21 protein-coding genes are annotated in these 22,020 nt (G+C 72.5%); 14 read left to right on the top strand and 7 right to left on the bottom strand.

Annotated features, from left to right (window positions below; genetic code table 11):
* Positions 1-60: 60 nt before the first annotated feature.
* The gene (locus ACFWN3_RS15265) at positions 61-360 is read left to right on the top strand and encodes a truncated hemoglobin (RefSeq protein ID WP_377645664.1); all 300 of its coding nucleotides are present in this window, start codon (positions 61-63) and stop codon (positions 358-360) included.
* The gene (locus ACFWN3_RS15260; protein ID WP_377645630.1) at positions 294-539 is read left to right on the top strand and encodes a hypothetical protein; all 246 of its coding nucleotides are present in this window, start codon (positions 294-296) and stop codon (positions 537-539) included. The genes ACFWN3_RS15265 and ACFWN3_RS15260 overlap by 67 nt, the downstream gene beginning before the upstream one ends.
* A 25-nt stretch (positions 540-564) precedes the next feature.
* On the opposite strand, the gene ACFWN3_RS15255 is transcribed toward ACFWN3_RS15260, so the two are convergent.
* The 4 genes from ACFWN3_RS15255 to ACFWN3_RS15240 are packed head-to-tail and all read right to left on the bottom strand — an operon-like array spanning position 565 to position 2,933.
* The gene (locus ACFWN3_RS15255) at positions 565-1,134 is read right to left on the bottom strand and encodes a GNAT family N-acetyltransferase (RefSeq protein WP_377640995.1); all 570 of its coding nucleotides are present in this window, start codon (positions 1,132-1,134) and stop codon (positions 565-567) included.
* Between the two features lie 54 nt (positions 1,135-1,188).
* Positions 1,189-1,893 (bottom strand): VOC family protein, encoded by a 705-nt coding sequence (locus ACFWN3_RS15250; protein WP_377640994.1) that lies wholly within the window; start codon positions 1,891-1,893, stop codon positions 1,189-1,191.
* 11 nt (positions 1,894-1,904) lie between these two features.
* Positions 1,905-2,483 carry an HNH endonuclease signature motif containing protein gene (locus ACFWN3_RS15245; protein WP_377640992.1) on the bottom strand — a complete coding sequence of 193 codons (579 nt, stop codon included), beginning with the start codon at positions 2,481-2,483 and terminating at the stop codon, positions 1,905-1,907.
* 12 nt (positions 2,484-2,495) lie between these two features.
* Complete coding sequence (locus ACFWN3_RS15240) at positions 2,496-2,933, bottom strand: hypothetical protein (RefSeq protein ID WP_377640990.1); 438 nt, start codon at positions 2,931-2,933, stop codon at positions 2,496-2,498.
* A 109-nt stretch (positions 2,934-3,042) separates the two neighbouring features.
* On the opposite strand from ACFWN3_RS15240, the gene ACFWN3_RS15235 reads away from it, so the two are divergent.
* On the top strand, positions 3,043-3,480 hold the full coding sequence (locus ACFWN3_RS15235; protein WP_377640988.1) for a hypothetical protein: 438 nt from the start codon (positions 3,043-3,045) through the stop codon (positions 3,478-3,480).
* Between the two features lie 53 nt (positions 3,481-3,533).
* On the opposite strand, the gene ACFWN3_RS15230 is transcribed toward ACFWN3_RS15235, so the two are convergent.
* Positions 3,534-4,352: an ABC transporter permease gene (locus tag ACFWN3_RS15230; RefSeq protein WP_377640987.1), complete on the bottom strand. Its 819-nt coding sequence runs from the start codon at positions 4,350-4,352 to the stop codon at positions 3,534-3,536.
* Entirely contained in the window at positions 4,349-5,362 is a 1,014-nt protein-coding gene (locus ACFWN3_RS15225) for an ABC transporter ATP-binding protein (RefSeq protein ID WP_377640985.1), read from the bottom strand. The genes ACFWN3_RS15230 and ACFWN3_RS15225 overlap by 4 nt, the downstream gene beginning before the upstream one ends.
* A 63-nt stretch (positions 5,363-5,425) precedes the next feature.
* Between ACFWN3_RS15225 and ACFWN3_RS15220 the strand changes: the two genes are divergently transcribed.
* Positions 5,426-6,376, top strand: coding sequence for a helix-turn-helix transcriptional regulator (locus tag ACFWN3_RS15220; RefSeq protein WP_377640983.1), 951 nt, complete (start codon positions 5,426-5,428; stop codon positions 6,374-6,376).
* Between the two features lie 231 nt (positions 6,377-6,607).
* On the opposite strand, the gene purU is transcribed toward ACFWN3_RS15220, so the two are convergent.
* Complete coding sequence (gene purU / locus ACFWN3_RS15215) at positions 6,608-7,477, bottom strand: formyltetrahydrofolate deformylase (protein ID WP_377640981.1); 870 nt, start codon at positions 7,475-7,477, stop codon at positions 6,608-6,610.
* Positions 7,478-7,525: 48 nt separating this feature from the next.
* Here purU and ACFWN3_RS15210 point away from each other — a divergent pair, with 48 nt between their 5' ends.
* From ACFWN3_RS15210 to ACFWN3_RS15165, 10 genes are all read left to right on the top strand, one after another.
* Entirely contained in the window at positions 7,526-8,308 is a 783-nt protein-coding gene (locus tag ACFWN3_RS15210; protein ID WP_377640979.1) for an IclR family transcriptional regulator, read from the top strand.
* A gap of 112 nt (positions 8,309-8,420) precedes the next feature.
* Positions 8,421-9,902 carry an aldehyde dehydrogenase family protein gene (locus ACFWN3_RS15205; RefSeq protein WP_377640977.1) on the top strand — a complete coding sequence of 494 codons (1,482 nt, stop codon included), beginning with the start codon at positions 8,421-8,423 and terminating at the stop codon, positions 9,900-9,902.
* Entirely contained in the window at positions 9,899-11,626 is a 1,728-nt protein-coding gene (gene betA, locus ACFWN3_RS15200) for a choline dehydrogenase (RefSeq protein ID WP_377645628.1), read from the top strand. Before ACFWN3_RS15205 ends, betA begins: the two co-directional genes overlap by 4 nt.
* Positions 11,623-12,726: a glycine betaine/L-proline ABC transporter ATP-binding protein gene (locus ACFWN3_RS15195; protein ID WP_377640975.1), complete on the top strand. Its 1,104-nt coding sequence runs from the start codon at positions 11,623-11,625 to the stop codon at positions 12,724-12,726. The genes betA and ACFWN3_RS15195 overlap by 4 nt, the downstream gene beginning before the upstream one ends.
* A complete protein-coding gene (locus tag ACFWN3_RS15190; protein WP_377640974.1) occupies positions 12,723-14,753 on the top strand; it encodes an ABC transporter permease in 2,031 nt (676 codons plus the stop codon). The genes ACFWN3_RS15195 and ACFWN3_RS15190 overlap by 4 nt, the downstream gene beginning before the upstream one ends.
* A gap of 58 nt (positions 14,754-14,811) precedes the next feature.
* Positions 14,812-15,810 (top strand): ABC transporter substrate-binding protein, encoded by a 999-nt coding sequence (locus ACFWN3_RS15185; RefSeq protein ID WP_377640972.1) that lies wholly within the window; start codon positions 14,812-14,814, stop codon positions 15,808-15,810.
* A gap of 164 nt (positions 15,811-15,974) precedes the next feature.
* Complete coding sequence (locus ACFWN3_RS15180) at positions 15,975-17,591, top strand: BCCT family transporter (protein ID WP_377640971.1); 1,617 nt, start codon at positions 15,975-15,977, stop codon at positions 17,589-17,591.
* Positions 17,592-17,760: 169 nt separating this feature from the next.
* Positions 17,761-20,286 (top strand): FAD-dependent oxidoreductase, encoded by a 2,526-nt coding sequence (locus ACFWN3_RS15175; RefSeq protein ID WP_377640969.1) that lies wholly within the window; start codon positions 17,761-17,763, stop codon positions 20,284-20,286.
* Entirely contained in the window at positions 20,283-21,056 is a 774-nt protein-coding gene (locus ACFWN3_RS15170; RefSeq protein ID WP_377640968.1) for an electron transfer flavoprotein subunit beta/FixA family protein, read from the top strand. Before ACFWN3_RS15175 ends, ACFWN3_RS15170 begins: the two co-directional genes overlap by 4 nt.
* Positions 21,053-22,009 carry an electron transfer flavoprotein subunit alpha/FixB family protein gene (locus tag ACFWN3_RS15165; protein ID WP_377640966.1) on the top strand — a complete coding sequence of 319 codons (957 nt, stop codon included), beginning with the start codon at positions 21,053-21,055 and terminating at the stop codon, positions 22,007-22,009. The genes ACFWN3_RS15170 and ACFWN3_RS15165 overlap by 4 nt, the downstream gene beginning before the upstream one ends.
* Positions 22,010-22,020: the final 11 nt, after the last annotated feature.

The raw sequence follows: 22,020 nt of genomic DNA, 5'->3' as shown, positions 1-22,020 counted from the left end.
AGGGCGGGCACCGTCGGCAACTCGGGTGCGCCCGGACGCCCGGTGCGCTGGACTGGGGGCATGAGCGGAGTCGACGAGCCGGGACTGCCCACGCTGTACGAGTGGGCCGGCGGGCTCGTCGCGCTGCGCCGGATGATCGAGCGCTTCTACGACCGCGTCGAGGCCGATGACGAGCTCTCGGGCTTCTTCCCCGGCGGCGTCTCGGTGCACCACCGCGCCCACGTCGCGCACGGGGGGGCGAGGTGCTCGGCGGCCCCGCGACGTACACCGAGCGGCACGGCGGGTACGCGTCGATGCTGCGCCACCACCTCGACCTGGCCATCACCCCCGCGCAGCGGCACCGGTTCGCCGCCACGATGAGCCTGGCCGCCGACGACGCCGACCTGCCCGCCGACCCCGAGTTCCGCGCGGCGGTCATCGGCTACCTCGAGTGGGGCACCCGGCTGGCCATGGAGAACTCCCGGCCCGGTGCCGTTCCGGTGGAGGACGCCCCCACGCCGCGGTGGGGCTGGGGCGTTGCGCCGCCCTACCAGGGCTGAGCGCCGCTTCCGGCCGCGTCGTCGGTCAGCCGTGGGTCTCCGGTCGGTCCGGCCGCCACTCGCGCCGCAGCAGGCCGAAGACCCAGGAGTCCGAGACGTCGCCCTCGACGACGCAGTCCTCGCGCAACGTCCCCTCCCGGACGAACCCGAGCTTGTCGAGGACGCGCGCCGACGCCAGGTTGCGGGTGTCGGTCTCGGACTGGACGCGGTTGAGGTCGAGCGCGTCGAAGGCCCACCGCAGCAGCGCGCCCGCCGCCTCGGTCATGTAGCCGTGCCCCCACGCCGCCTCCGTCGAGCAGAAGCCGAGGGACGCGCTGCGGAACTCGGGGTTCCACCGGGTCAGGCCGCACCAGCCGAGGAAGTCGCCGCCGTCCCTCCGCGCGATCGCGACCCGGGCGCCGGTGCCGTCCGCCTCGACCTGTCGGCACGCGGCGACGAACTGCCGCCCGCGACCGGGCTCGGTCCACCGCGGGGCGTCCCAGTAGCGCATGACGTTCGCGTCGCCGTGCATGGCAAGGAGGTCGTCGGCGTCGGCGTCGTGGAACGGCCGGAGCAGCAGCCGGGGGGTGTGCAGGGTCGGCGTCGGGAGGGACATGCCGTCCATCCTGCCGGTGCCCGCACGGTCGTGCGCGCGACCGCGGGCGCGGGCTCAGTCGATCGGGGCGGGGGCCTCGGCGACGCAGAGGACTCCCCGGTTGCCGTCCTGGTCGGCGAGCACCGTCAGCGACGGCGACTCGGAGTCGTCGACGACCTCCCCGCCCGCGGCGAGCACGGCCGCGATCCGCTCCTCGGCGACCTCGCGTGGCACGTACACCTCGAGGTGGAACCGCTGTGCCTGCTCGCCCTCGGGGGCGTCGCCGAACCACAGGTTCGGCGACCGTCCGGTGGCGTCCCGGATCTCGTCGCCGGGCGTGCCGCGGCCTTGGGCCCCCGCGTCCCCGGTGAGCAGGGCGGCCCACACCGGGGCGATGGTCGCGGAGCGCGCCGTGTCGAGGCCGAGCTCGATGACGCTGACCGATGCCGGGTCGGGCGCGACCCCGTGCTCGGCGGCGACCTCGGTGATCCGTCGGGCGAGGTCGACGTCCTGCTGGGTCGGCCACTGCACGACGTACTCGGTGCCGTCGTCGTCGCGGTAGATCGCGTCGTCGGTGACCAGCTTGAGGTCGACGTACCCGGCACCCATCGCCACGCTCGGGTGGTGGCCGAGGGCGTCGCCCGCCTCCCCCACCGCCGCGACGAACCGCGCGCCGGCTCCGAAGTCATCGACCAGGTACCGGGCGTGGAGTCCCTGCGCCAGCTTCCTCCAGTCGGTCAGGCCGGCCTTCGCGATCTCATCACCCCTGAGCATGTCCATGACGGGGGAGCCTAGCCGCGCGCCGGGGCGAGGGCGCGGTGGGCGGGTTCGGTGGTGCGGGCTCGTCCGGTCGTGTTGGTCCAGGTGAGGGTGGCGTCGGGGTGCAGGGTGGGGCGCCAGCGGCCGCGCTGCTTCATCCGGTGGTGGCGGCGGCAGAGCGCGGCGAGGTTGGTGGGAGTGGTTCGGCCCTCGGGCCAGGGTCGGGTGTGGTCGAGGTCGGTGTGGGTGGCGGCCCGGGTGCAGCCCCACATGCGGCAGGTGCCGTCGCGGGAGCGGACCAGCTCGGCCATCGCCGTCGGTGGGCGGTAGGCGGTGGCGGTCAGGGAGCTCAGGGTGCCGGTGTCGGCGTCCAGGACCGCCCGGGCGATGCGCATCGGGAGGGAGGCGAAGAGGTTCGCGACGGTCGCGGCGTCGACCCAGCCGATGCCGGGGAGCGCGGCACCGGAGACGGTGTGACCACCCAGCACGGCCTGCTGGGTGTAGCGGGGGTCAAGGACGGCGCCGGCGCCGCCGCACGGGTCGTCCTCGGCCGGCACCTCCACCCAGGACAGCGCCTCCCTGACGTCGGGGTGCAGGGTGGCGGCCTGCACCAGCCTCGATCGTCACGAGGCGAGCCCAGCCGTCCGGAGCGGTTCGGGGAAGGCCCGCACGACCGACGGCGTGGCGAGGTAGGCGCCGATCAGCCCCAGCCCCGACCGGGCGCACGCGTCGATGACGGCCTCGTGCCAGCGCCGGTCCGTGTCGGTGAGGAGCACCGATCCCGGGCGCCCCCGGACGAACACCAGGCCTCCGAGGGAGGAGCCGAGCTCCGGTCCGAGCCGGGCCAGGAACGGAGTGACGAGACCCGCATCGGCATCAGGAGCCACGTCGTGGACGAGCAGGGGCTGCGTCATCCGCAGGTCCGGCCCGGCGAGGAGGAAGGCGACGCACCCGGCCTCGCGGTCGCGCTCACCGACGAACAGGTCGGCGACGTCGGCCGCGAGGCCGGGTGTGTCGAGCGGGAGGTCGGGCCAGTTCTCGGGAAGGTCGTCGAAGGTCATGCCCCACACCGTGCCCGAATCCGCCGAACCGGCCGCCGAGCTTTCCACAACCCCATGCTGACCTGCACCGACGACCCCACACCGGTTCCACCCCACCTACCGTGAGGACATGTCCGTCGACGAGAACCACACCCGCCCCCCGGGGACCAGCGACACGACCGTCGAGGCCCTCGGCAAGCTCTCGGAGGCCCTCGAGGTCATCGAGGACGCACGGGGCCAGCTCTACAACTTCCACCGCAAGTGCGGGATGGCCGACCTCGCCCTCGGGGACGCCGTCGACCTCCTGCGCCAGGCCGGGCACGAGGAGCTGGCCGACCGGATCGACACCGACCTCGTCGGCCGCAACATCCTCGCGGGGCGCTGGTCGTTCCAGGTCGTCGAGGAGTACGACGACGGCTACTACGCCGCGTTCAAGGAGCACGAGCGCCGGGCCCGCGAGGAGCTGATGGACGGCAGGCGCCACGTGTTCGAGTCGGAGATGAAGCAGGACCGCCGCACCCACGGCCGCGCCGGCCACGAGGCCACGCCCGCCGACGTCGACGGCTGACCGCACGGCCCGCCCGCCGGAGGAGCAGTCCCCCGGCGGGCGGTCGCCGGACGTCAGTCGGCGCGGCGCATCGTCCGCAACCCGACGACGAGCCCCAGCGCGGCCACCGCGGCCGCGGCACCGGCCCCGGCGCCCACGGTGCCCAGCGGGAACTCGCCTGCGAACAGGGCGCGCTCGGCCTCGACGATGTACGACAGCGGGTTGAGGTCGGCGAGCACGCGCAGCCATCCCGGCGCCCCGTCGTCGACCGGGAGCAGCACGCCCGCGAGGAGCAGCAGCGGGAAGATCAGCGTCTGCTGCACCGTCCAGAACAGCCAGTCCTGGCCCTTCGACACCAGGGCCAGGGCGAACGACAGCGACCCGATGCCGACGGCGAAGACCGCGACGACGAGCAGTCCGACGAGGACCCCCACGACGTGCAGCTCGAAGGAGAACGGCGTCACGACCGCGACGATGATCAGGCCCTGCACGAGGACGGGCACGACCTCCTTGAGAGCCCTCCCCACGAGCAGCGACGAGCGCCGCAGGGGCGAGACGAGCAGCCGCTCGTGCGAGCCGGTGTTCATCTCGAGGGTGAGGTTGGAGCCGGTCATCGACGCACCCATGAGCGCCGTCATCGCGATGATGCCCGGGACGAACCACTGGAGCGCCGAGCCGCTGCCGACGTCGGGGAGCAGGGGCGCGAACAACGCGAGGAACACCAGTGGCTGCACCATCGCGAAGAACACCGACGCCGGCTCGCGGAGCATCGGCTTGAGCTCGCGGGTCATGACGTTCCAGGTGTCGGCGGCGAATCCCGGTGCGCGGCGCTCGATCCCGGCGGGACCGGCCCCGACGCTCGTCGGGGGGATCGTGGTCTCGATGGTGCTCATGCCGCTGCTCCTTCGGTGGTGGTGGTCTCGTTGCTCTCGCGCAGGCTGCGCCCCGTGAGGTGGAGGAAGACGTCGTCGAGCGTGGCGCCGACGACCTCGACCCGGCACGCCGGGGTCCCTGCCGAGGCGAGGTCGGTGACGAGGGAGGCAGCCAGGTCGCGCCCGTGGGGGACGCGCACGGCGACGTCGGTGCCGGTCACGGTGACCGCGGCGTCGTCGAGCCGCCCGGCCCGCACCGCGCCGGCCGCCGCATCGGACTCGGAGGCGAACCCGAGCGAGACGAGGTCGCCGAGCCCGGACTTCAGCTGCGCGGCGGTGTCGTCGGCGATGACCTCGCCGTGGTCGATGACGACGACCCGGTCGGCGATCGCGTCGGCCTCCTCGAGGTAGTGGGTCGTGAGGACGATCGTCGTGCCGAGCTCGCGGTTGAGGCGCTGCACCTGCTCCTGGAGGTTGACCCGGTTCTGCGGGTCGAGGCCGGTCGACGGCTCGTCGAGGAACATCAGGCGGGGGCGGTGGACGAGCCCGATCGCGACGTCGAGGCGACGCCGCTGCCCGCCCGACAGGGTCGACACCGGACGGCCGGCGTGCTCGGTGAGGTCGAACGCGGCGAGCAGCTCGTCGGCTCGCGCCGCCGCCTCCACCCGCGAGAGCCCGTGCGCCCGCGCCTGGCTGACGACCTCGTCACGACCGCGCTGCTGGTGGGCGGCGGCGTTGCCCTGGCCGACGTAGCCGATGGAGCGGCGCACCGCCCGCTGCTCGCGCACGACGTCGAAGCCGGCGACCTCCGCGGTCCCGGACGTCGGCGGGATGAGGGTGGTGAGCATCCGCAGCGTCGTCGACTTGCCGGCGCCGTTGGGACCGAGGAAGGCGACGAGCTCGCCGTCGCGGACCTCGAGGTCGAGGCCACGGACCGCCTCGACGGTCTGCTTGCCCCGGGTGAAGGTGCGGGTCAGGGCCTGCGTCCGGATGACGGGGCCGGTGCTGTTCCTGCGTGGTGTCGTGTCCATGACGCCGACGCTAGGAGCCCCTTAGGACAGTTTCCGTCCTCAATCCGACCTATTCTCGGCGACATGTCGACGAGCGCCCGGATGCTGAGCCTGCTCTCCCTCCTCCAGACCCATCGCTACTGGCCGGGCGACGAGCTCGCCGAGAGGCTCGAGGTGAGCGGCCGCACCCTGCGGCGCGACATCGAGCGGCTGCGCGAGCTCGGCTACGTCGTCGACGCGTCACGCGGGGTGGCCGGTGGCTACCAGCTGCGCGCCGGCGGCCAGCTGCCGCCGCTGTTGCTCGAGGACGACGAGGCGGTCGCCATCGCGGCCGGGCTCCGCACTGCCGCAGCCGGGTCGGTCGGCGGGCTCGAGGAGACGTCGGTGCAGGCCCTGACCAAGGTGCTCGCCCTGATGCCGCCCCGGCTGCGCCGCCGGATGGACGCCCTCGCCTCCCAGACCGACGCCCCGACCCCGTGGTCGCGGGGGCCCACCGTCGACGCCGGCGTGCTCACCGCCCTCGCCCAGGCCTGCCGCGACGACGAGGCGCTGACCTTCGAGCACACCACCCGCGACGGCGAGACCACGCGACGCCGGGTCGAGCCGCACCGCCTCGTCTCGCTCGGGCGGCGCTGGTACCTCGTCGCCTGGGACCGCGACCGCCAGGACTGGCGCTCCTTCCGCGTCGACCGGGTCAGCGCCCCCGGGCTCACCGGGCAGCGCTTCCGCCCCCGCGAGCTGCCCGAGGGCGACGCCGTCGCCTTCGTCGAGGCCGGTTTCCGCCGCATCCCCCAGCGCCACGCCGTGCGGGTGCGGGTAGCGGCGCCCGCGCAGCGCGTGCGCGATGCCGTGTGGCGGCACGGCGAGGTCACCCCCCTGTCCGACGACGCCTGCGTCCTGACGATGAACGTCGACTCCCTCGAGTGGCCGGTCATGGTGCTCGCCCAGGTCGGCGCCCCCTTCGAGGTCGAGTCCCCCGACGAGCTGCGGCAGGCGTGCGCCGCGGTCGCCGCGACCTTCGCCGCCGCCGGCTGAGCACCCCTCGCCGGGGAGGCGTCCGCAGGTATCACGCGGCGGCCGGCCCGCTCCTCCCACCATGCACATGATCACGCCGGGCATCGCGAACGCCCTCACGCCCCGATCGCTCCACCGCACCGCCTCCCGCGAGGCCCGCGCGACCCGCGAGAGGACCCAGCGGCGCGCCCTCCTCCGCCCGGTGTTGCGTCTGGCGCTGCACCGCCCGCACCACCCGGCCTGAGCGCCGCCTCAGCTGAAGACGACGGTGCGGTCTGCGTTGAGGACGACCCGGGACTCGCAGTGCCAGCGCACCGCCCGTGCGAGGACGCGTGACTCGACCTCCTCGCCGGCGCGCACGAGGTCCTCGGCCGCCATCCGGTGGTCCACGCGCACGACGTCCTGCTCGATGATCGGCCCCTCGTCGAGGTCGGCAGTCACGTAGTGGGCCGTCGCGCCGACGAGCTTGACCCCCCGCGCGAAGGCCTGGTGGTACGGCTTGGCCCCCTTGAACGAGGGCAGGAACGAGTGGTGGATGTTGATGACCCGCCCCGAAAGCTCGCGTGACAGGTCGTCGGAGAGCACCTGCATGTAGCGGGCCAGGACGACGAGCTCGACCTCGTGCTCGGCGACCACGTCGCGCAGCGCCGCCTCGGCGGAGGCCTTGGTGTCGGCCGAGATCGGCAGGTGGACGAACGGGATCCCGTACGAGGCCACCAGCGGTTCGAGGTCGCGGTGGTTCGACACCACCGCCGGCACGTCCATCGCCAGCTGGCCGCTGCGCCACCGGAAGAGCAGGTCGTTGAGGCAGTGCCCGAACCGGCTGACCATGAGCAGGGTCCGCACCGGAGCCAGCGAGCCGCGCATCGACCACTCCATCGACCACTGCTGTGCCAGCGGGGCGAACACCGCCTGCCACTCCTCCAGCGTCGGCCCACCGGCCTCCACGGAGAACCGGATCCGCATGAAGAACTGGTCGGTGCGCACGTCGTCGAACTGCTGGGACTCCTCGATGTTCGCCCCGTGCTCGAACAGCAGGGCCGACACCGCCGCCACGATGCCCCGTCGGTCGGGGCAGGACAGGACGAGGACGACCTCGGCGGGCGCGGGGCTGGCGGACATGCCGACCACGCTAGACGGATGCCGGGGGCGACCCGCTACCGTTCCGCCATGCGCACCACCACTCGGGACGCGTCGGGGACGGTGCAGTCCGTCGACCGCGCGGTGACGATCCTCGAGCTGCTCGCCGTCCACGGCGCCGCCGGCGTCACCCAGCTCGCCCGGGAGCTCGGTGTCCACAAGTCGACCGCGAGCCGCCTCGTCGCCGCCCTCGAGCGCCGGCGCCTCGTCGAGCAGGTGGAGGAGCGCGGGCGCTACCGGCTCGGCGTCGGCATCCTCAAGCTCGCGGGTGCGACGAGCGCCCGGCTCGACCTCGTCCAGGAGGCCCGGCCCGTCTGCCGCCGCCTCGCGTCCGAGACGGGCGAGACCGTCAACCTCGCGGTCCTCTCCGGCGGGGCCGCCCTCTACGTCGACCAGGTGTCCGGGGGCTCGAGCCTCTCGTCGTACAACTGGGTCGGGCAGCACATCCCGATCCACGCGACGAGCAACGGCAAGGTCCTCGTCAGCGAGCTCGTCGACCCCGAGCTCGGCCGGGTCCTCGGCGACCTCGTCGCCTACACCCCCTCGACGATCACCGACCGCGCGGTCCTCGACGCCCAGCTCGAGGAGGTCCGCGAGCGCGGGTTCGCCGTCGCGGCCGACGAGCTCGACGTCGGCCTCACCGCGGTCGCGGCCCCGGTGCGCGACGCCCACGGCGACGTCGTCGCGTCGGTGAGCGTGTCGGGACCCTCGTTCCGGTTCGGCAGCGCGCGCATCGACGAGCTCGTGCCGCTCGTCCGCTCCGCGACGACCGAGATCTCCGGACGCCTCGCGCACCAGCCCGTCGACCGCTGAGAACGCCCCGGTAACGGTTCCGGCCGGGGCCTTGACCCCCACCCCCGGCGGGGACCATCCTGTTGCGCAGAACACATGGTGTTGCACATGGTGCAACTAGGTGGAGGTGGCCGTGACGGAGCTCTTCCTCGACGGCCGGTGGGTGCCCGCGGCCGAGGGTGGAACGCGCTCCATCACGTGCCCGGCCGACGGCTCCCCCGTCGGCACCGTCGCCGAGGCGAGCGAGGCCGACACCCTGGCCGCCATCGACGCCGCACGACGCGCCTTCGACGCAGGCCCGTGGCCCGGCACCCCCGTCCACGAGCGGGCCGCCCTCCTCGACCGGGTCGCCGACGTCCTCGAGCGCGAGACCACCGCCATCGCCCGGATGGAGTCGCTCGACACCGGCAAGAGGGTCGTCGAGAGCGAGTACGACGTCGCCGACGTCGTCAGCGTGTTCCGCCACTACGCGGCCGTGGGCGCGGCCACGGGGGCCGACGGCCTCGGCGACCGCACCGTCGACGTCGGGCGCGAGGGAGTGGTGAGCAGGGTCGTCCACGAGCCGGTCGGCGTCTGCGCGCTCGTCACCCCGTGGAACTACCCGCTGCTCCAGGCGAGCTGGAAGGTCGCCCCCTGCCTGCTCGCGGGCAACACCTTCGTCCTCAAGCCGAGCGAGATCACCCCCCACTCGACGATCGCCCTCGTGCGCGCCCTCGAGGAGGCCGGGCTGCCCGCCGGCGTCGCGAACCTCGTCCTCGGCACCGGCCCCGGCTGTGGCGGTCCGCTCTCGACCGACCCCCGCGTCGACCTCGTGTCGTTCACCGGCAGCCTCGCGGTGGGCAGGCACCTCATGGCGCAGGGCGCCGCGACGGTGAAGAAGGTCGCCCTCGAGCTCGGGGGCAAGAACCCCAACATCGTCTTCGCCGACGCCGACCGCGAGGCCGCCCTCGACAACGCCCTCACCGCCGTGTTCCTCCACTCGGGCCAGGTGTGCTCGGCCGGGGCCCGGCTCGTCGTCGAGGAGTCGATCGCCGAGGCCTTCGTCGACGAGCTCGTCGAGCGCGCGCGGCTCATCCGTCCCGGCCTGCCCTTCGACGACAAGGCCCAGACCGGCTCCCTCACGAGCGAGGCCCACCTGCGCAAGGTCGAGGCCTACGTGGCGCAGGGCATCGCCGAGGGGGCCCGGTTGCGGTGTGGCGGAGCGCGACCCGACGACCCCGCCCTCGACGGCGGGTACTTCTACCTGCCCACCGTCCTCGACCGGTGTCGCTCGGACATGTCGGTCGTCCAGGACGAGTCCTTCGGGCCCGTCCTCACCGTCGAGACGTTCACGACGGAGGACGACGCGGTGCGCACCGCCAACGACTCGATCTACGGCCTCGCCGGAGCGGTGTGGACGGGCGACGACGAGAAGGCCGACCGGGTCGCCGCCCGCCTGCGGATGGGCACCGTGTGGATCAACGACTTCCACCCCTACGTCGCCCAGGCCGAGTGGGGCGGCTACAAGCAGTCGGGCACCGGGCGCGAGCTCGGCCGGCTCGGCCTCGAGGAGTACCAGGAGACCAAGCACGTGTGGCGCAACACCGCACCGGCGCCCTCGGGGTGGTGGGGGTGAAGCGCACGCTCGGCTCCGCCCCCGACCGCGTCGACGTCGTCGTCGTCGGAGGAGGCAGCGCGGGCTGCGTCATCGCCAACCGGCTCTCGGCCGACCCCGGGACGAGCGTCCTCGTCCTCGAGGCCGGGCGCAGCGACCTCAAGCTCGACCCGTTCATCCACATGCCCGCCGCCCTGCCGTTCCCCATCGGGAGCCGGTTCTACGACTGGAAGTACGAGTCCGAGCCGGAGCCGCACCTGAACGGCCGCCGGGTCTACCACGCCCGCGGCAAGGTCCTCGGCGGGTCGAGCTCGATCAACGGGATGATCTTCCAGCGCGGCAACCCCAAGGACTACGAGCGATGGGGCGCCGACCCGGGGATGGAGGGCTGGGACTACGCCCACGTCCTGCCCTACTTCAAGAAGATGGAGACCTGCCTCGCGGGCGCCGACGAGTGGCGCGGCGGCGACGGCCCCCTCGTCCTCGAGCGCGGGCCCGCGACGAACCCGCTCTTCCAGGCCTTCTTCGACGCCACCGTCGAGGCCGGCTACCCCCGCACCCCCGACGTCAACGGCTACCGCCAGGAGGGGTTCGCGAAGTTCGACCGCAACATCCACCGCGGCCGGCGCCTCTCGGCGGCGCGCGCCTACCTCCACCCCGTCATGGACCGCCCGAACCTCACGGTCCGCACCCTCGCGATGACGACGCGCGTCCTCTTCGAGGGCACCCGGGCGGTCGGCGTCGAGTACGTCACGGCGGGTCGGCGCCACACGGTGCGGGCGGACGAGGTCATCCTCTGCGGCGGGGCGATCAACACCCCGCAGCTGCTCCAGCTCTCCGGCGTCGGGGACCCCGCCCACCTGCGCCCCCTCGGCATCGAGACCGTGGCCGAGGTCCGGGGCGTCGGCGAGCACCTCCAGGACCACCTCGAGGTCTACATCCAGTACCAGAGCGCCCAGCCCGTCTCGATCGCCCCGGGGCTGAAGTACCGCAACCGCCCCAAGCTCGCCGCCGACTGGCTGTTCCTCCGCAAGGGCCTCGGCGCCACGAACCACTTCGAGGGCGGCGGCTTCGTCCGCAGCAACGACGACGTCGACTACCCCAACCTCATGTTCCACTTCCTGCCCATCGCCATCCGCTACGACGGCACGAGCCCGGTCGAGGGCCACGGCTACCAGGTCCACATCGGCCCGATGTACTCCGACGCCCGCGGCACGGTGAAGGTCCGCAGCACCGACCCGCGGATGAAGCCGGCCCTGCGCTTCAACTACCTGTCCACCGACCAGGACCGCCGCGAGTGGCTCGAGGCCGTCCGGGTCGCGAGGCACATCCTCAACCAGCCGGCGATGGCCCCCTACAACGCCGGCGAGATCTCCCCCGGCCCCTCCGTCGAGACCGACGAGGAGATCCTGGACTGGGTGCGGGCCGACGCCGAGACCGCGCTCCACCCCAGCTGCACCGCCCGGATGGGGACCGACGACCTCTCGGTCCTCGACCCCGCGACGATGGGCGTCCACGGCACCACCGGCCTGCGCGTCGTCGACGCGAGCGCGATGCCCTACGTGACGAACGGCAACATCTACGCCCCCGTCGTCATGCTCGCCGAGAAGGCCGCCGACCTCATCGCCGGCAACACCCCGCTCCCCGCGTCCGACGCACCGTGGTACGACCACCGCGCCGGCTCACCGCTCGACCCCCCGGCCCCCGTGGCCGCGAGCCCGGACCGAAGGACACCGCCGCCATGACCTCCACCGACACGCACGTCAGCCCGGGCCCCGGGACCGGCACCGCCGCCGGCTCGTCGTCCGGGGACGCCACGGCCGCCCTCAGCGTCCGCGGCCTCTGGAAGGTGTTCGGGCCGGGCGCCGAGAAGCTCGTCGGCACGCCCGACCTCGAGCTCTCCCGCAAGGAGCTGCAGGCCAAGAGCGGCCACGTCATCGGCGTGCGCGACGTGTCGTTCGACGTCGCGCCGGGCGAGGTCTTCGTCGTCATGGGCCTGTCGGGATCGGGCAAGTCGACCCTCGTGCGCCTCCTCACCCGGCTCATCGAGCCGACCGCCGGCACCGTCCTGCTCGACGGCACCGACCTCACCGCGATGGGCGAGGAGCAGCTGCGCGACATCCGGCGCCGGCGCATCTCGATGGTGTTCCAGCACTTCGGCCTGCTCCCCCACCGCAAGGTCATCGACAACATCGCCTTCGGCCTCGAGGTCCGCGGCGAGGACAAGGCCACCCGGCGCGCGCGGGCCCAGGACATGGTCGACCTCGTCGGCCTCCAGGGCTACGAGCAGAACTTCCCCGACCAGCTCTCGGGCGGCATGCAGCAGCGCGTCGGCCTGGCCCGCGCCCTGGCCAACGACCCCACGGTGCTGATGTTCGACGAGCCGTTCAGCGCGCTCGACCCCCTGATCCGCCGTGACATGCAGAAGGAGGTCATCCGGCTGCACCACGAGGTCGGCAAGACGATGGTCTTCATCACCCACGACCTCGACGAGGCGCTCAAGCTCGGCGACCGGATCCTCATCATGCGTGACGGCGAGATCGTCCAGGTCGGCGCGCCCGACGAGATCATCGGCGCCCCGGCCGACGACTACGTTCGCGACTTCGTCGCCGAGGTCCCCAAGTCGCACGTCCTCACCCTGAGGTGGGTCATGCGCCCGCCGAGCTCCCCCGACGAGGGCGCCGGCGCCCCCGCGCTGCCCCAGACGACGGTCGTGCGCGAGGCCGCCCGGGCCGTGCTCGCCGCCGACGGGCCGGTGCGGGTCTGCGACGAGAGCGGGACGTGCGTCGGGGTCGTCGACGACGAGGACATCCTGCGCGTCGTCGTCGTCGAGGAGTCACGGTGAGCACCCTCGCGCCCCCCCGGCCCCAACCGTCGGCGGCCCGGGAGGAGGCGCCGCCCCCCGTCATCGAGGAGCCGACCCCCCGGTGGCAGCCGGTCGCCGCGATCCTCGTCGTGTGGTTCCTCGTCTGGCTCGCGACGAAGGGGAACGACACGCTCGTCCTCGGCGGTCGCGACAAGACCCCGGTCATGGACTCGCTCACCGGTTTCCGCGACACGATGCTCGCGGGCCGCGACACCAACGTCGTCATGCAGGTGACCGGCGCCATCGCCGACGCGTTCCGGGCGTTCGTCGAGCTGCTCCAGCGGCTGATCTCGGTCCCCGCCGACCCGCGACCCGTGCCCCACGTCGGCTGGCTCGGGGTCACCGCGGTCGCGACGTGGATCGGCTACGCCGTCGCGAACTGGCGGATCGCCCTGCTCGTCCTCGGCACGTTCCTCTCCTTCGGCCTCCTCGGCTTCTGGTCGGACTCGATGGACCTGCTCATCATCGTGGGCATCTCGGTCGGGCTCAGCCTCCTCATCGGGCTGCCGCTCGGCATCCTCGCCGGGACGAAGCGGCGCGCCAACCAGGTCATCGAGCCGACCCTGGACTTCCTCCAGACGATGCCGACGTTCGTCTACCTGCTCCCCATCGTCCTGTTCTTCGGCATCGGGGCGTCGTCGGCCGTCGTGTGCACCGTCCTGTACGCCGCCCCTCCGCTTATCCGGATCAGCGCCCACGGCATCCGCGCCGTCGACCCCGCGATGATCGAGGTGACGAACTCGCTGGGCCAGACGAGGTGGCAGCGCCTCCTGCGGGTGCAGCTGCCGCTCGCGAAGCGCACGATCATCGTCGGGCTCAACCAGACGACGATGGCGGCCCTGTCGATGGCGACGATCGCCTCCTTCGTCAACGGCCCCGGCCTGGGCCAGCCGGTGCTCGCCGGCCTGCGGATCAACGACGTCGGCACCGCCCTCATCCCCGGGCTGCTCATCGTCGCGATCGCCATCATGCTCGACCGCGCGACCACCGCCGCGAGCGAGCGCAGCGACGCCGTCGCCCGCGGGGCCGGCCTGCCGCCGCGCACCCACCGCATCGTCCTCGCCGCGGGCGCCGTCGTGGCGATCGTCCTCGTCTACGTCTCCCGCACCTCGTTCTGGGCGGCCGAGTGGGCCGACCTGGGCTGGGGCCGGCGGGTCGCCGAGGCCACCGACGGCGTCGTCGACGGCTTCACGGCCTCGATCTCGAGCGCGACGAGCGGGATCAAGGACGCGATCACCTACGGCCTGCTCAACCCCCTCCAGTCCTTCCTCGCCGAGTCGCCCTGGTGGCTCGCCTTCGCCGGCATCGCCCTCATCAGCCTCGTCATCGGCGGGTACCGGGCGCTGGCCCTCACGGTGCCGTGCCTCATCGGGATCTGGTACTTCGGGCTGTGGCACAACGCGATGATCACCCTCGCGATGACGCTCGTCGCCACCGCCCTGTGCATGGTGGTCGCCGTCGTCGTCGGCGTCGCGATGGCCCGCCGGCGCTCGGTCGACCTCGCCATCCGGCCGATCCTCGACGCCGGCCAGACCATCCCCGCCTTCGTCTACCTCGTGCCGATCCTCGTGCTCTTCGGCCCCTCGCGCTTCACCGGCATCGTCGCGGCGTTCGCGTACGCGGCGCCCGTCGCGGTCAAGCTCGTCGCCGACGGCGTCAAGGGCGTGTCGGCGACGACGATGGAGGCCGTGCGCTCCACCGGCGCGACGACGATGCAGCAGATCCGCCAGGTCCAGCTGCCGATGGCCAAGGCCTCGCTCGTGCTCGCCGCCAACCAGGCGCTGCTCTACGTCCTCGCCATGGCCGTCATCGCGGGGATGGTCGGCGCCGGGGCGCTCGGCTACGACGTCGTCATCGGGTTCTCGCGCAGCGAGGAGTGGGGCAAGGGCGCCGCGGCCGGCATCACCATCGTCCTGCTCGGCATCATGCTCGACCGCATCGCCCGGCGTGCCGCCGCGCCCGCCCCGAAGGAGATGCAGTGGCTGCGCTTCCCCAAGCCCTTCTGACCCCACGGATCCCTGCCCGCACCACCCCACCCCACCCCAACCAGTTCCAGGAGCGCACATGCAGAGGATGAAGTACAGGACGCTGACGTCCGCCGCCGCGGTCGCCGCCGTCGCGCTCGCCACGGCGGCGTGCGGCAGCGGAGAGATCGGCGCCCAGACCGAGTCGAACAAGGCGCAGGCCAGCTCGGCCGCGAGCAAGAACTGCGGCACCATCAACATGGCGGTCAACCCGTGGGTCAGCTACGAGGCGAGCGCCTACGTCGTCGGCGAGGTCGCCAAGTCGCGGCTCGGCTGCGAGGTCACCTACAAGGAGCTCAAGGAGGACGTCTCCTGGCAGGGCTTCGGCACCGGCGAGGTCGACGTCGTCATCGAGGACTGGGGCCACCCCGACCTCGAGAAGAAGTTCTTCAAGGACAAGGGCGGTGACGGCTCGGCCATGGACGGCGGCCCGAACGGCAACAAGGGCATCATCCACTGGTACGTCCCGCCGTGGCTGGCCAAGGAGAACCCCGACGTCCTCGACTACAAGAACCTCAACAAGTACGCCGACAAGTTCAAGACCTCCGAGTCCGGCGGCAAGGGCCAGTTCCTCGGCTCCGACCCCTCGTACGTGCAGTTCGACGAGGCGATCATCAAGAACCTCGGCCTGGACTTCCAGGTCGTGTTCTCCGGCGGCGAGGCCGCCTCGCTCGAGGCGTTCAAGAAGGCCGAGGCGAACAAGGAGTGGCTCATCGGCTACTTCTGGGAGCCGCAGTACCTCTTCGCCGACGTCCCGCTCCAGGCCGTCAAGCTGCCGCCGTACACCGACGGCTGCCAGGACGACCCCGCCAAGGTCGCGTGCGACTACCCCGACACCGTCCTGAAGAAGATCCTCTCGACGACGTGGGCCGGTCAGGCCGACGACGCCGGGGTCGCCTTCGTCAAGAAGTTCGAGTGGTCGAACGAGGACCAGAACACCGTGGCGAAGTACATCGCCGTCGACAAGATGTCGCCGGAGGACGCCGCCAAGAAGTGGATCGAGGAGAACAAGGCCAAGGTCGACGCCTGGGTCGCCTGACCGCCACGACACCTGGGCCGCGGCCCCCCGCCACCGGGGGTCCGCGGCCCTCGTCGTGCGCCGGGCCCGAGGTCCGGGTCGTTGACGCCGCCGTGTGGCCTCCGTCACACTCCGTGTTGTGCAATGCGCACACGGATTCTCTCAGCGCAACGAAGGGGCAGCACATGGCGACATCCGTGCACGACGACCTCGAGCAGGGCCGGCAGGGACGACCACCCCGTCAGGGCATGGACAAGGTGGTGTTCGGCGTCGCCGCCGGCCTCGCGCTCGTCTTCCTCCTCTACGGCGCGCTCGACAGCGAGGGCTTCGGGGAGACCGGCGGCTCGATCCTGGGCTGGATCACGACGAACTTCGGGTGGTTCTTCGTCCTCACGAGCGGGGCGTTCCTCCTCTTCAGCGTCTTCCTCGCCGTGACCCGCTACGGGAACATCAAGCTCGGCCCCGACGACTCCGAGCCGGAGTTCTCGACGTTCTCGTGGGTGTCGATGATGTTCGCGACGGGCATGGGCATCGGCCTGATGTTCTACGGCGTCGCCGAGCCGCTCACCCACCTCAACACCCCGCCGATGGACATGGCGGCCCCCGGCAGCGAGGAGGCGGCCCACCTCGCGATGGAGTACACCTTCTTCCACTGGGGCTTCCACCCGTGGTCGATGTACGCCGTCATCGGCCTGGCCATCGCCTACTTCGCCTACCGCAAGGGCGGCGGCAACCTCATCAGCGCCGCGTTCCGCCCGCTGCTCGGTGACCGCGTCGACGGGCCCACGGGTCGCGCGATCGACATCCTCGCGATCCTCGCGACGCTCTTCGGCTCGGCGACCTCGCTGGGCCTGGGGGCGCTGCAGATCACCGGTGGCCTCGCCAACGTCTTCGGCAACGACGGCTACGGCACGACCGCCGCGGCGATCGTCATCGCCGTGCTGACCCTGTGCTTCGTCATCTCGGCCGTCAGCGGCATCGACAAGGGCATCAAGTGGCTCTCCAACGCCAACGCCGTCGCCGCGGCGCTGCTCGTGTTCTTCCTCTTCGTCGTCGGCCCCACGGTCTTCATCATGGGGACCTTCACCGAGTCGATCGGCGGCTACCTCACCCACCTGCCGACGATGAGCTTCCGCACCGGCGTCTTCGGCGGCAGCGAGTGGCTCAACGGCTGGACGATCTTCTACTGGGCCTGGTGGGTGTCGTGGACCCCCTTCGTCGGGATGTTCATCGCCCGCATCTCCAAGGGCCGCACGATCCGCCAGTTCGTCGTGTTCGTCATCGCGATCCCCTCGCTCGTGTCGTTCGTGTGGTTCTCGATCCTCGGCGGCGCGGCCTTCGACCTGCAGCTGACCCAGGGCAAGGACATGAAGGCCCTCGTCGACGCGGGCCTGGAGACGACGCTGTTCGAGACGCTGCGGTCCTACCCGCTCGCGACGGTCACGGTGGTGCTCGCGGTGTTCCTCATCGCGATCTTCTTCATCACCGGCGCCGACTCGGCCTCGATCGTCATGGGGATGCTCAGCCAGCGCGGGGACGAGGAGCCCCAGCGCGGGCTCGTCGTCTTCTGGGGCGTCGCGACCGGCGCGGTCGCCGTGGTCCTCCTGTTCGCCGACGGCCTGTCGGCGCTGCAGACCGGCGTCATCATCGTCGGCTTCCCCTTCCTCATCGTCCTCATCGGCCTGTGCGTCTCGCTGCTGAAGTCGCTGCGCCAGGAGAAGTTCGAGTCGACCCTGCGCGGCCCGCTGCGCCGGACCGTCATCGAGCACCAGCGCGAGCGCACGCCCTCCGACCAGGGCTGAGCGCGACGCTCCTGCGCGCCGCCCGGGTCCGGCCCCTCCGGACCCGGGCGGCGCGCGTGGGCGGGGTGTTGGCACTGCCCCGTGGTTCTGCCAGACTGGGGCCTGCGTTGCACATCGAGCGTCGGGTTGCGTATCACGCACCATGGACGCCGCCGGAAAGGAACCACCGATGGCCTCACTCCCCGCCTCCGCCCGGTGCGTCGTCATCGGCGCCGGCATCGTCGGGAACTCGCTCGCGTACCACCTCGCCGAGCTCGGCTGGACCGACATCGTCCAGCTCGACAAGGGGCCCCTGCCCAACCCCGGCGGGTCGACCGGCCACGCGAGCAACTTCATCTTCCCCGTCGACCACTCGCGCGAGTTCGCCGACATCACCCTGGACTCGGTGCGCCAGTACAAGGAGCTCGGCGTCTTCACCGAGTCCGGCGGCTTCGAGGTCGCGCGCACCGAGGAGCGGATGGAGGAGCTGCGCCGCCGGATGAGCAGCGCCAAGGCGTGGGGCATCCCCGCCGAGCTCGTCACCCCCGAGCAGGTCGCCGAGAAGGTCCCCTTCCTCGACAAGGACGTCATCATCGGCGCCGCCTGGTTCCCGACCGTCGGCGTCGTCGACAGCCTGCGGGCCGGCACGATCATGCGCGAGCGCGCCATCGAGCGCGGGGCGCTGACCACCGTCCCCAACGTCGAGGTCACCGGCATGGAGGTCGTCGACGGGCGGATCCGCGCGGTCGAGACCAACCAGGGCCGCATCGAGGCCGAGACGGTCGTCATCGCGTGCGGCGTGTGGAGCCCGAAGATCGCGCGGATGGCCGGCGCCGCCATCCCGCTGACCCCCGCCGTGCACCAGATGATCTCGGTCGGGCCGTGCGAGGTCCTCGCCGAGAAGCCGGGCGAGATCAGCTTCCCGATCGTGCGGGACATGGACACCTTCTGCTACGAGCGCCAGCACGGGTCCGACATGGAGGTCGGCTCCTACGCCCACCGCGCCATCCTCTGGGACCCCGAGGACATCCCCTCGATCGAGCAGAGCAAGCTCTCGCCCACCGAGCTGCCCTTCACCGAGGACGACTTCGACCCGCAGCTCGAGCAGGCCCTCGAGCTGATGCCCGAGCTCCTCGGCGACGAGCGCGCCGAGATCCGCTACGCCATCAACGGCCTGCTGTCCCTCACGCCCGACGGCTACCCGGTCCTCGGCGAGACGCCCGAGGTCAAGGGCCTCTGGTCCGCCGCCGCCGTGTGGATCAAGGAGGGTCCGGGCACCGCCCGCGCCGTCGCCGAGTGGATGACGCACGGCAACCCCGAGATCGACCTCGGCCACTCCGACATCGCCCGCTTCCACCCGCACCAGAGGACGCGCGCCCACGTGAAGGCCCGCACCTCCGAGTCGTTCCAGAAGACCTACGGGATCGTCCACCCCGCGGAGCAGTACGAGAGCAACCGCAACGTGCGCCTGGCGCCGATGCACGCGTCGCAGTCCGAGCTCGGCGCCGTCTTCTACGAGACCGCGGGCTGGGAGCGGCCGTTCTGGTACGAGAGCAACGCGGGCCTGGTCGAGAAGTTCGGCCCCGAGGCCACGATGCCGCGCGAGCACGAGTGGGACGCCCGCTGGTGGAGCCCGGTCATCAACGCCGAGCACCTCCAGATGCGCGAGACCGCCGGCCTGGTCGACCTGTCGGCGTTCGTCCTCTTCGACGTCGTCGGGCCGACGGCGCTCGAGGCCGTGCAGCGGATCATCGTCGCCCAGGCCGACGTGCGGATCGGACGGGTCGTCTACACGCCGGTGCTCGACGAGACGGGCGGCTTCCGCTCCGACCTCACCGTGATGCGCCTGGCCCACGACCGCTTCCGCGTCGTCACCGGCGGCGCCCACGGGATGGCCGACAAGAAGTGGTTCTCCGACCGGATGCCCGCGGACGGGGGCGCCGTCGTCGTCGACCTCACGTCGGCCTGGACGACCATCGGCGTGTGGGGCCCGAAGGCCCGCGACATCCTGTCGGCGGTCACCACCACCGACGTCTCCCACGCGGGATTCCCGTTCGGCACCTGCCGCGAGATCGAGGTGGGGTCGCTGCACGTCCTCGCGTCGCGGATCTCCTACGTCGGCGAGTACGGCTGGGAGCTCTACGTCCCGATGGAGTCCGGCGCCGCCCTGTGGGCCCGCCTCCTCGAGGTCGGCACGCCGCTCGGCATGGTCCCGGTCGGCATCGGCGTCTACGGCACGACCGGCCGCATCGAGAAGGGCTACCGCGCGTACGGCGCCGAGCTCGACAGCGAGCGCACCCTCATGGAGACCGGCATGTCCCGGGCGAGGTGGAAGGACCAGGACTTCATCGGCAAGGAGGCCGTCGTCGCGCAGGCCGCCGAGGCGCCGAAGGCGGTCCTGTGCTCGCTCACCGTCGACGACCACACGTCCGCGAGCGGCGTCAGGCGCTACATGCTGGGCGGCGAGCCGATCCTCACCCGTGACGGCGGCATCCTCACCGACGGCCACGGCCACCACCCGTACGTCACGACCGCGGGGTCCGCACCGAGCCTGGGCAAGCACGTCCTCATGGCCTTCCTCCCGCCGGAGCAGGCCGTCGTCGGGACGCAGCTCGCCGTGTCGTACATGGAGGAGCTCTACCCCGTGACGGTCGCCGCGGCCGACGCCACACCGCTCTTCGACCCCGAGAACGCCCGCATCCGGGGGCTCGCGTGACCACCGTCCTCGTCTGCGTCAAGCGGGTCCCCGACCCCACCGGCGAGGTCGTCCTCACCGACGACGGGCTGCGCGTCGACGGCCGCTTCGCCGGCTACACGACGAGTGCCCACGAGGAGGCCGCCGTCGCCCTCGCGGTCGCGCTCGCCGAGGAGTCCGCCGGGACCGTGACCGTCCTGTCGGTCGGCTCCGAGGACAGCGTCGAGCAGCTGCGCGGCGCCCTCGCGGTCGGCGCCACCGACGGGATCCTCGTCGAGGCCGACGCCGACCTGCTCGGCCCGGCCGACGTCGCCGACGCCATCGCCCAGGCCGTCCGGGTCCGCGCGGAGGCGGGGACGACCTACGACCTCGTCCTCCTGGGCAACGACGCCGCCGACACCGGCGACTTCCAGGTGGGGGTCCGGCTCGCCTACGCGCTCGACCGTCCCGTCGTGGCCGGCATCCAGACCGTCTCGGTCGCGGACGGTCGGGCCGAGCTGCGCGGGGAGGGGCCCGACGGCACCGAGGTCTTCGACGTCGAGCTGCCGGCCGTCGCCACCGTCCTCGAAGGCGGGGTCAGCCCGCGCTACCCGAGCGTCATGGGCCGGATGCGCGCCAAGAAGGCCGTCGTCGAGACCATCGCCTGGGCCGGGGGCCTGACCGGCTCCGGGCGGCAGGCGCTCACGGTGCCCGAGGCCCCGCCGAGCCAGGTCACGGTCCTCGGTGAGGGGGCCGCCGCCGCGCCGGCCCTCGCCGGGGTGCTGCGCGAGCTGGGGGTGGTGTCGCGATGAGCGTGCTCGTCCTCGTCGAGGTCGAGGAGGGCGCCACCTCGCTCGTCTCCCGTGAGGCCCTGACCTTCGCCCGCAGTCTCGGCGCCGGCGACCTCCACGCCGTCGTCGTCGGGTCCGCGCCCCCGGCCGTCGTCGCCGACTGCGCGGAGGCCGGGGTGGCCGTCGTCCACACGGCCGACGACCCCGCCCTCGAGCGCTACGCCGCGGCCGCGTGGGCCGCCGTCGTCGAGACCGCGGGGCGCGCCGCCCGCGCCGACCTCGTCGTCGCCCCGGGCACGGGCCGTGGCAACGAGGTCCTCGCGCACGTCGCCGCCCGGCGCAACCTGCGGATGGCGGCCAACGTCGTCGCCGTCGAGTCGCTCAGCCCCCTCGTCGTGCAGCGCCAGGTCGTCGGCGGTGCGGCGCTCGAGCGCGCGTCGGTCGACAGCCGCGTGCGACTGATGTCGATGGCCGGACACGCGGTCGAGCCGTCGGCCGCGGTCTCCCCCGGCGCCGCCACCGTCTCGCCGCTCACCGTCACCGTCGACCCCAAGGACCTGAGGGCCCAGGTCGTGCGCACCGAGAACCGCGAGTCGGGCGACTCCTCCGGGCTGACGTCGGCGCGGGTCGTCGTCGGTGGTGGGCGCGGCGCGGGCGGCCCCGACGGGTTCTCCGGGGTCGAGGCGCTCGCGGCGCGCCTCGGCGGCGCGGTGGGCGTCTCGCGCGTCGTCACCTCGCTCGGCTGGCGTCCGCACCACGAGCAGGTCGGCCAGACCGGCTCACGGATCGCGCCCGACCTCTACATCGCGTGCGGCATCTCGGGCGCCATCCAGCACTGGGCCGGCTGCGCGTCGAGCAAGACGATCATCGCCGTCAACACCGACCCCGACGCCCCGATGGTCACCAAGGCCGACTACGCCGTCATCGGCGACATGCACGAGGTCCTGCCGGCCGTCCTCGACGAGCTCGGCTGAGACCGACCGAG

The sequence above is a fragment of the Oryzobacter terrae genome, assembly GCF_042756445.1.
In the GTDB taxonomy this organism is placed as follows: Bacteria; Actinomycetota; Actinomycetes; order Actinomycetales; family Dermatophilaceae; genus Oryzobacter; species Oryzobacter terrae.
The sequence above is the reverse complement of the archived record's forward strand: the minus strand, read 5'-3'. Positions and strand labels throughout refer to the sequence as shown.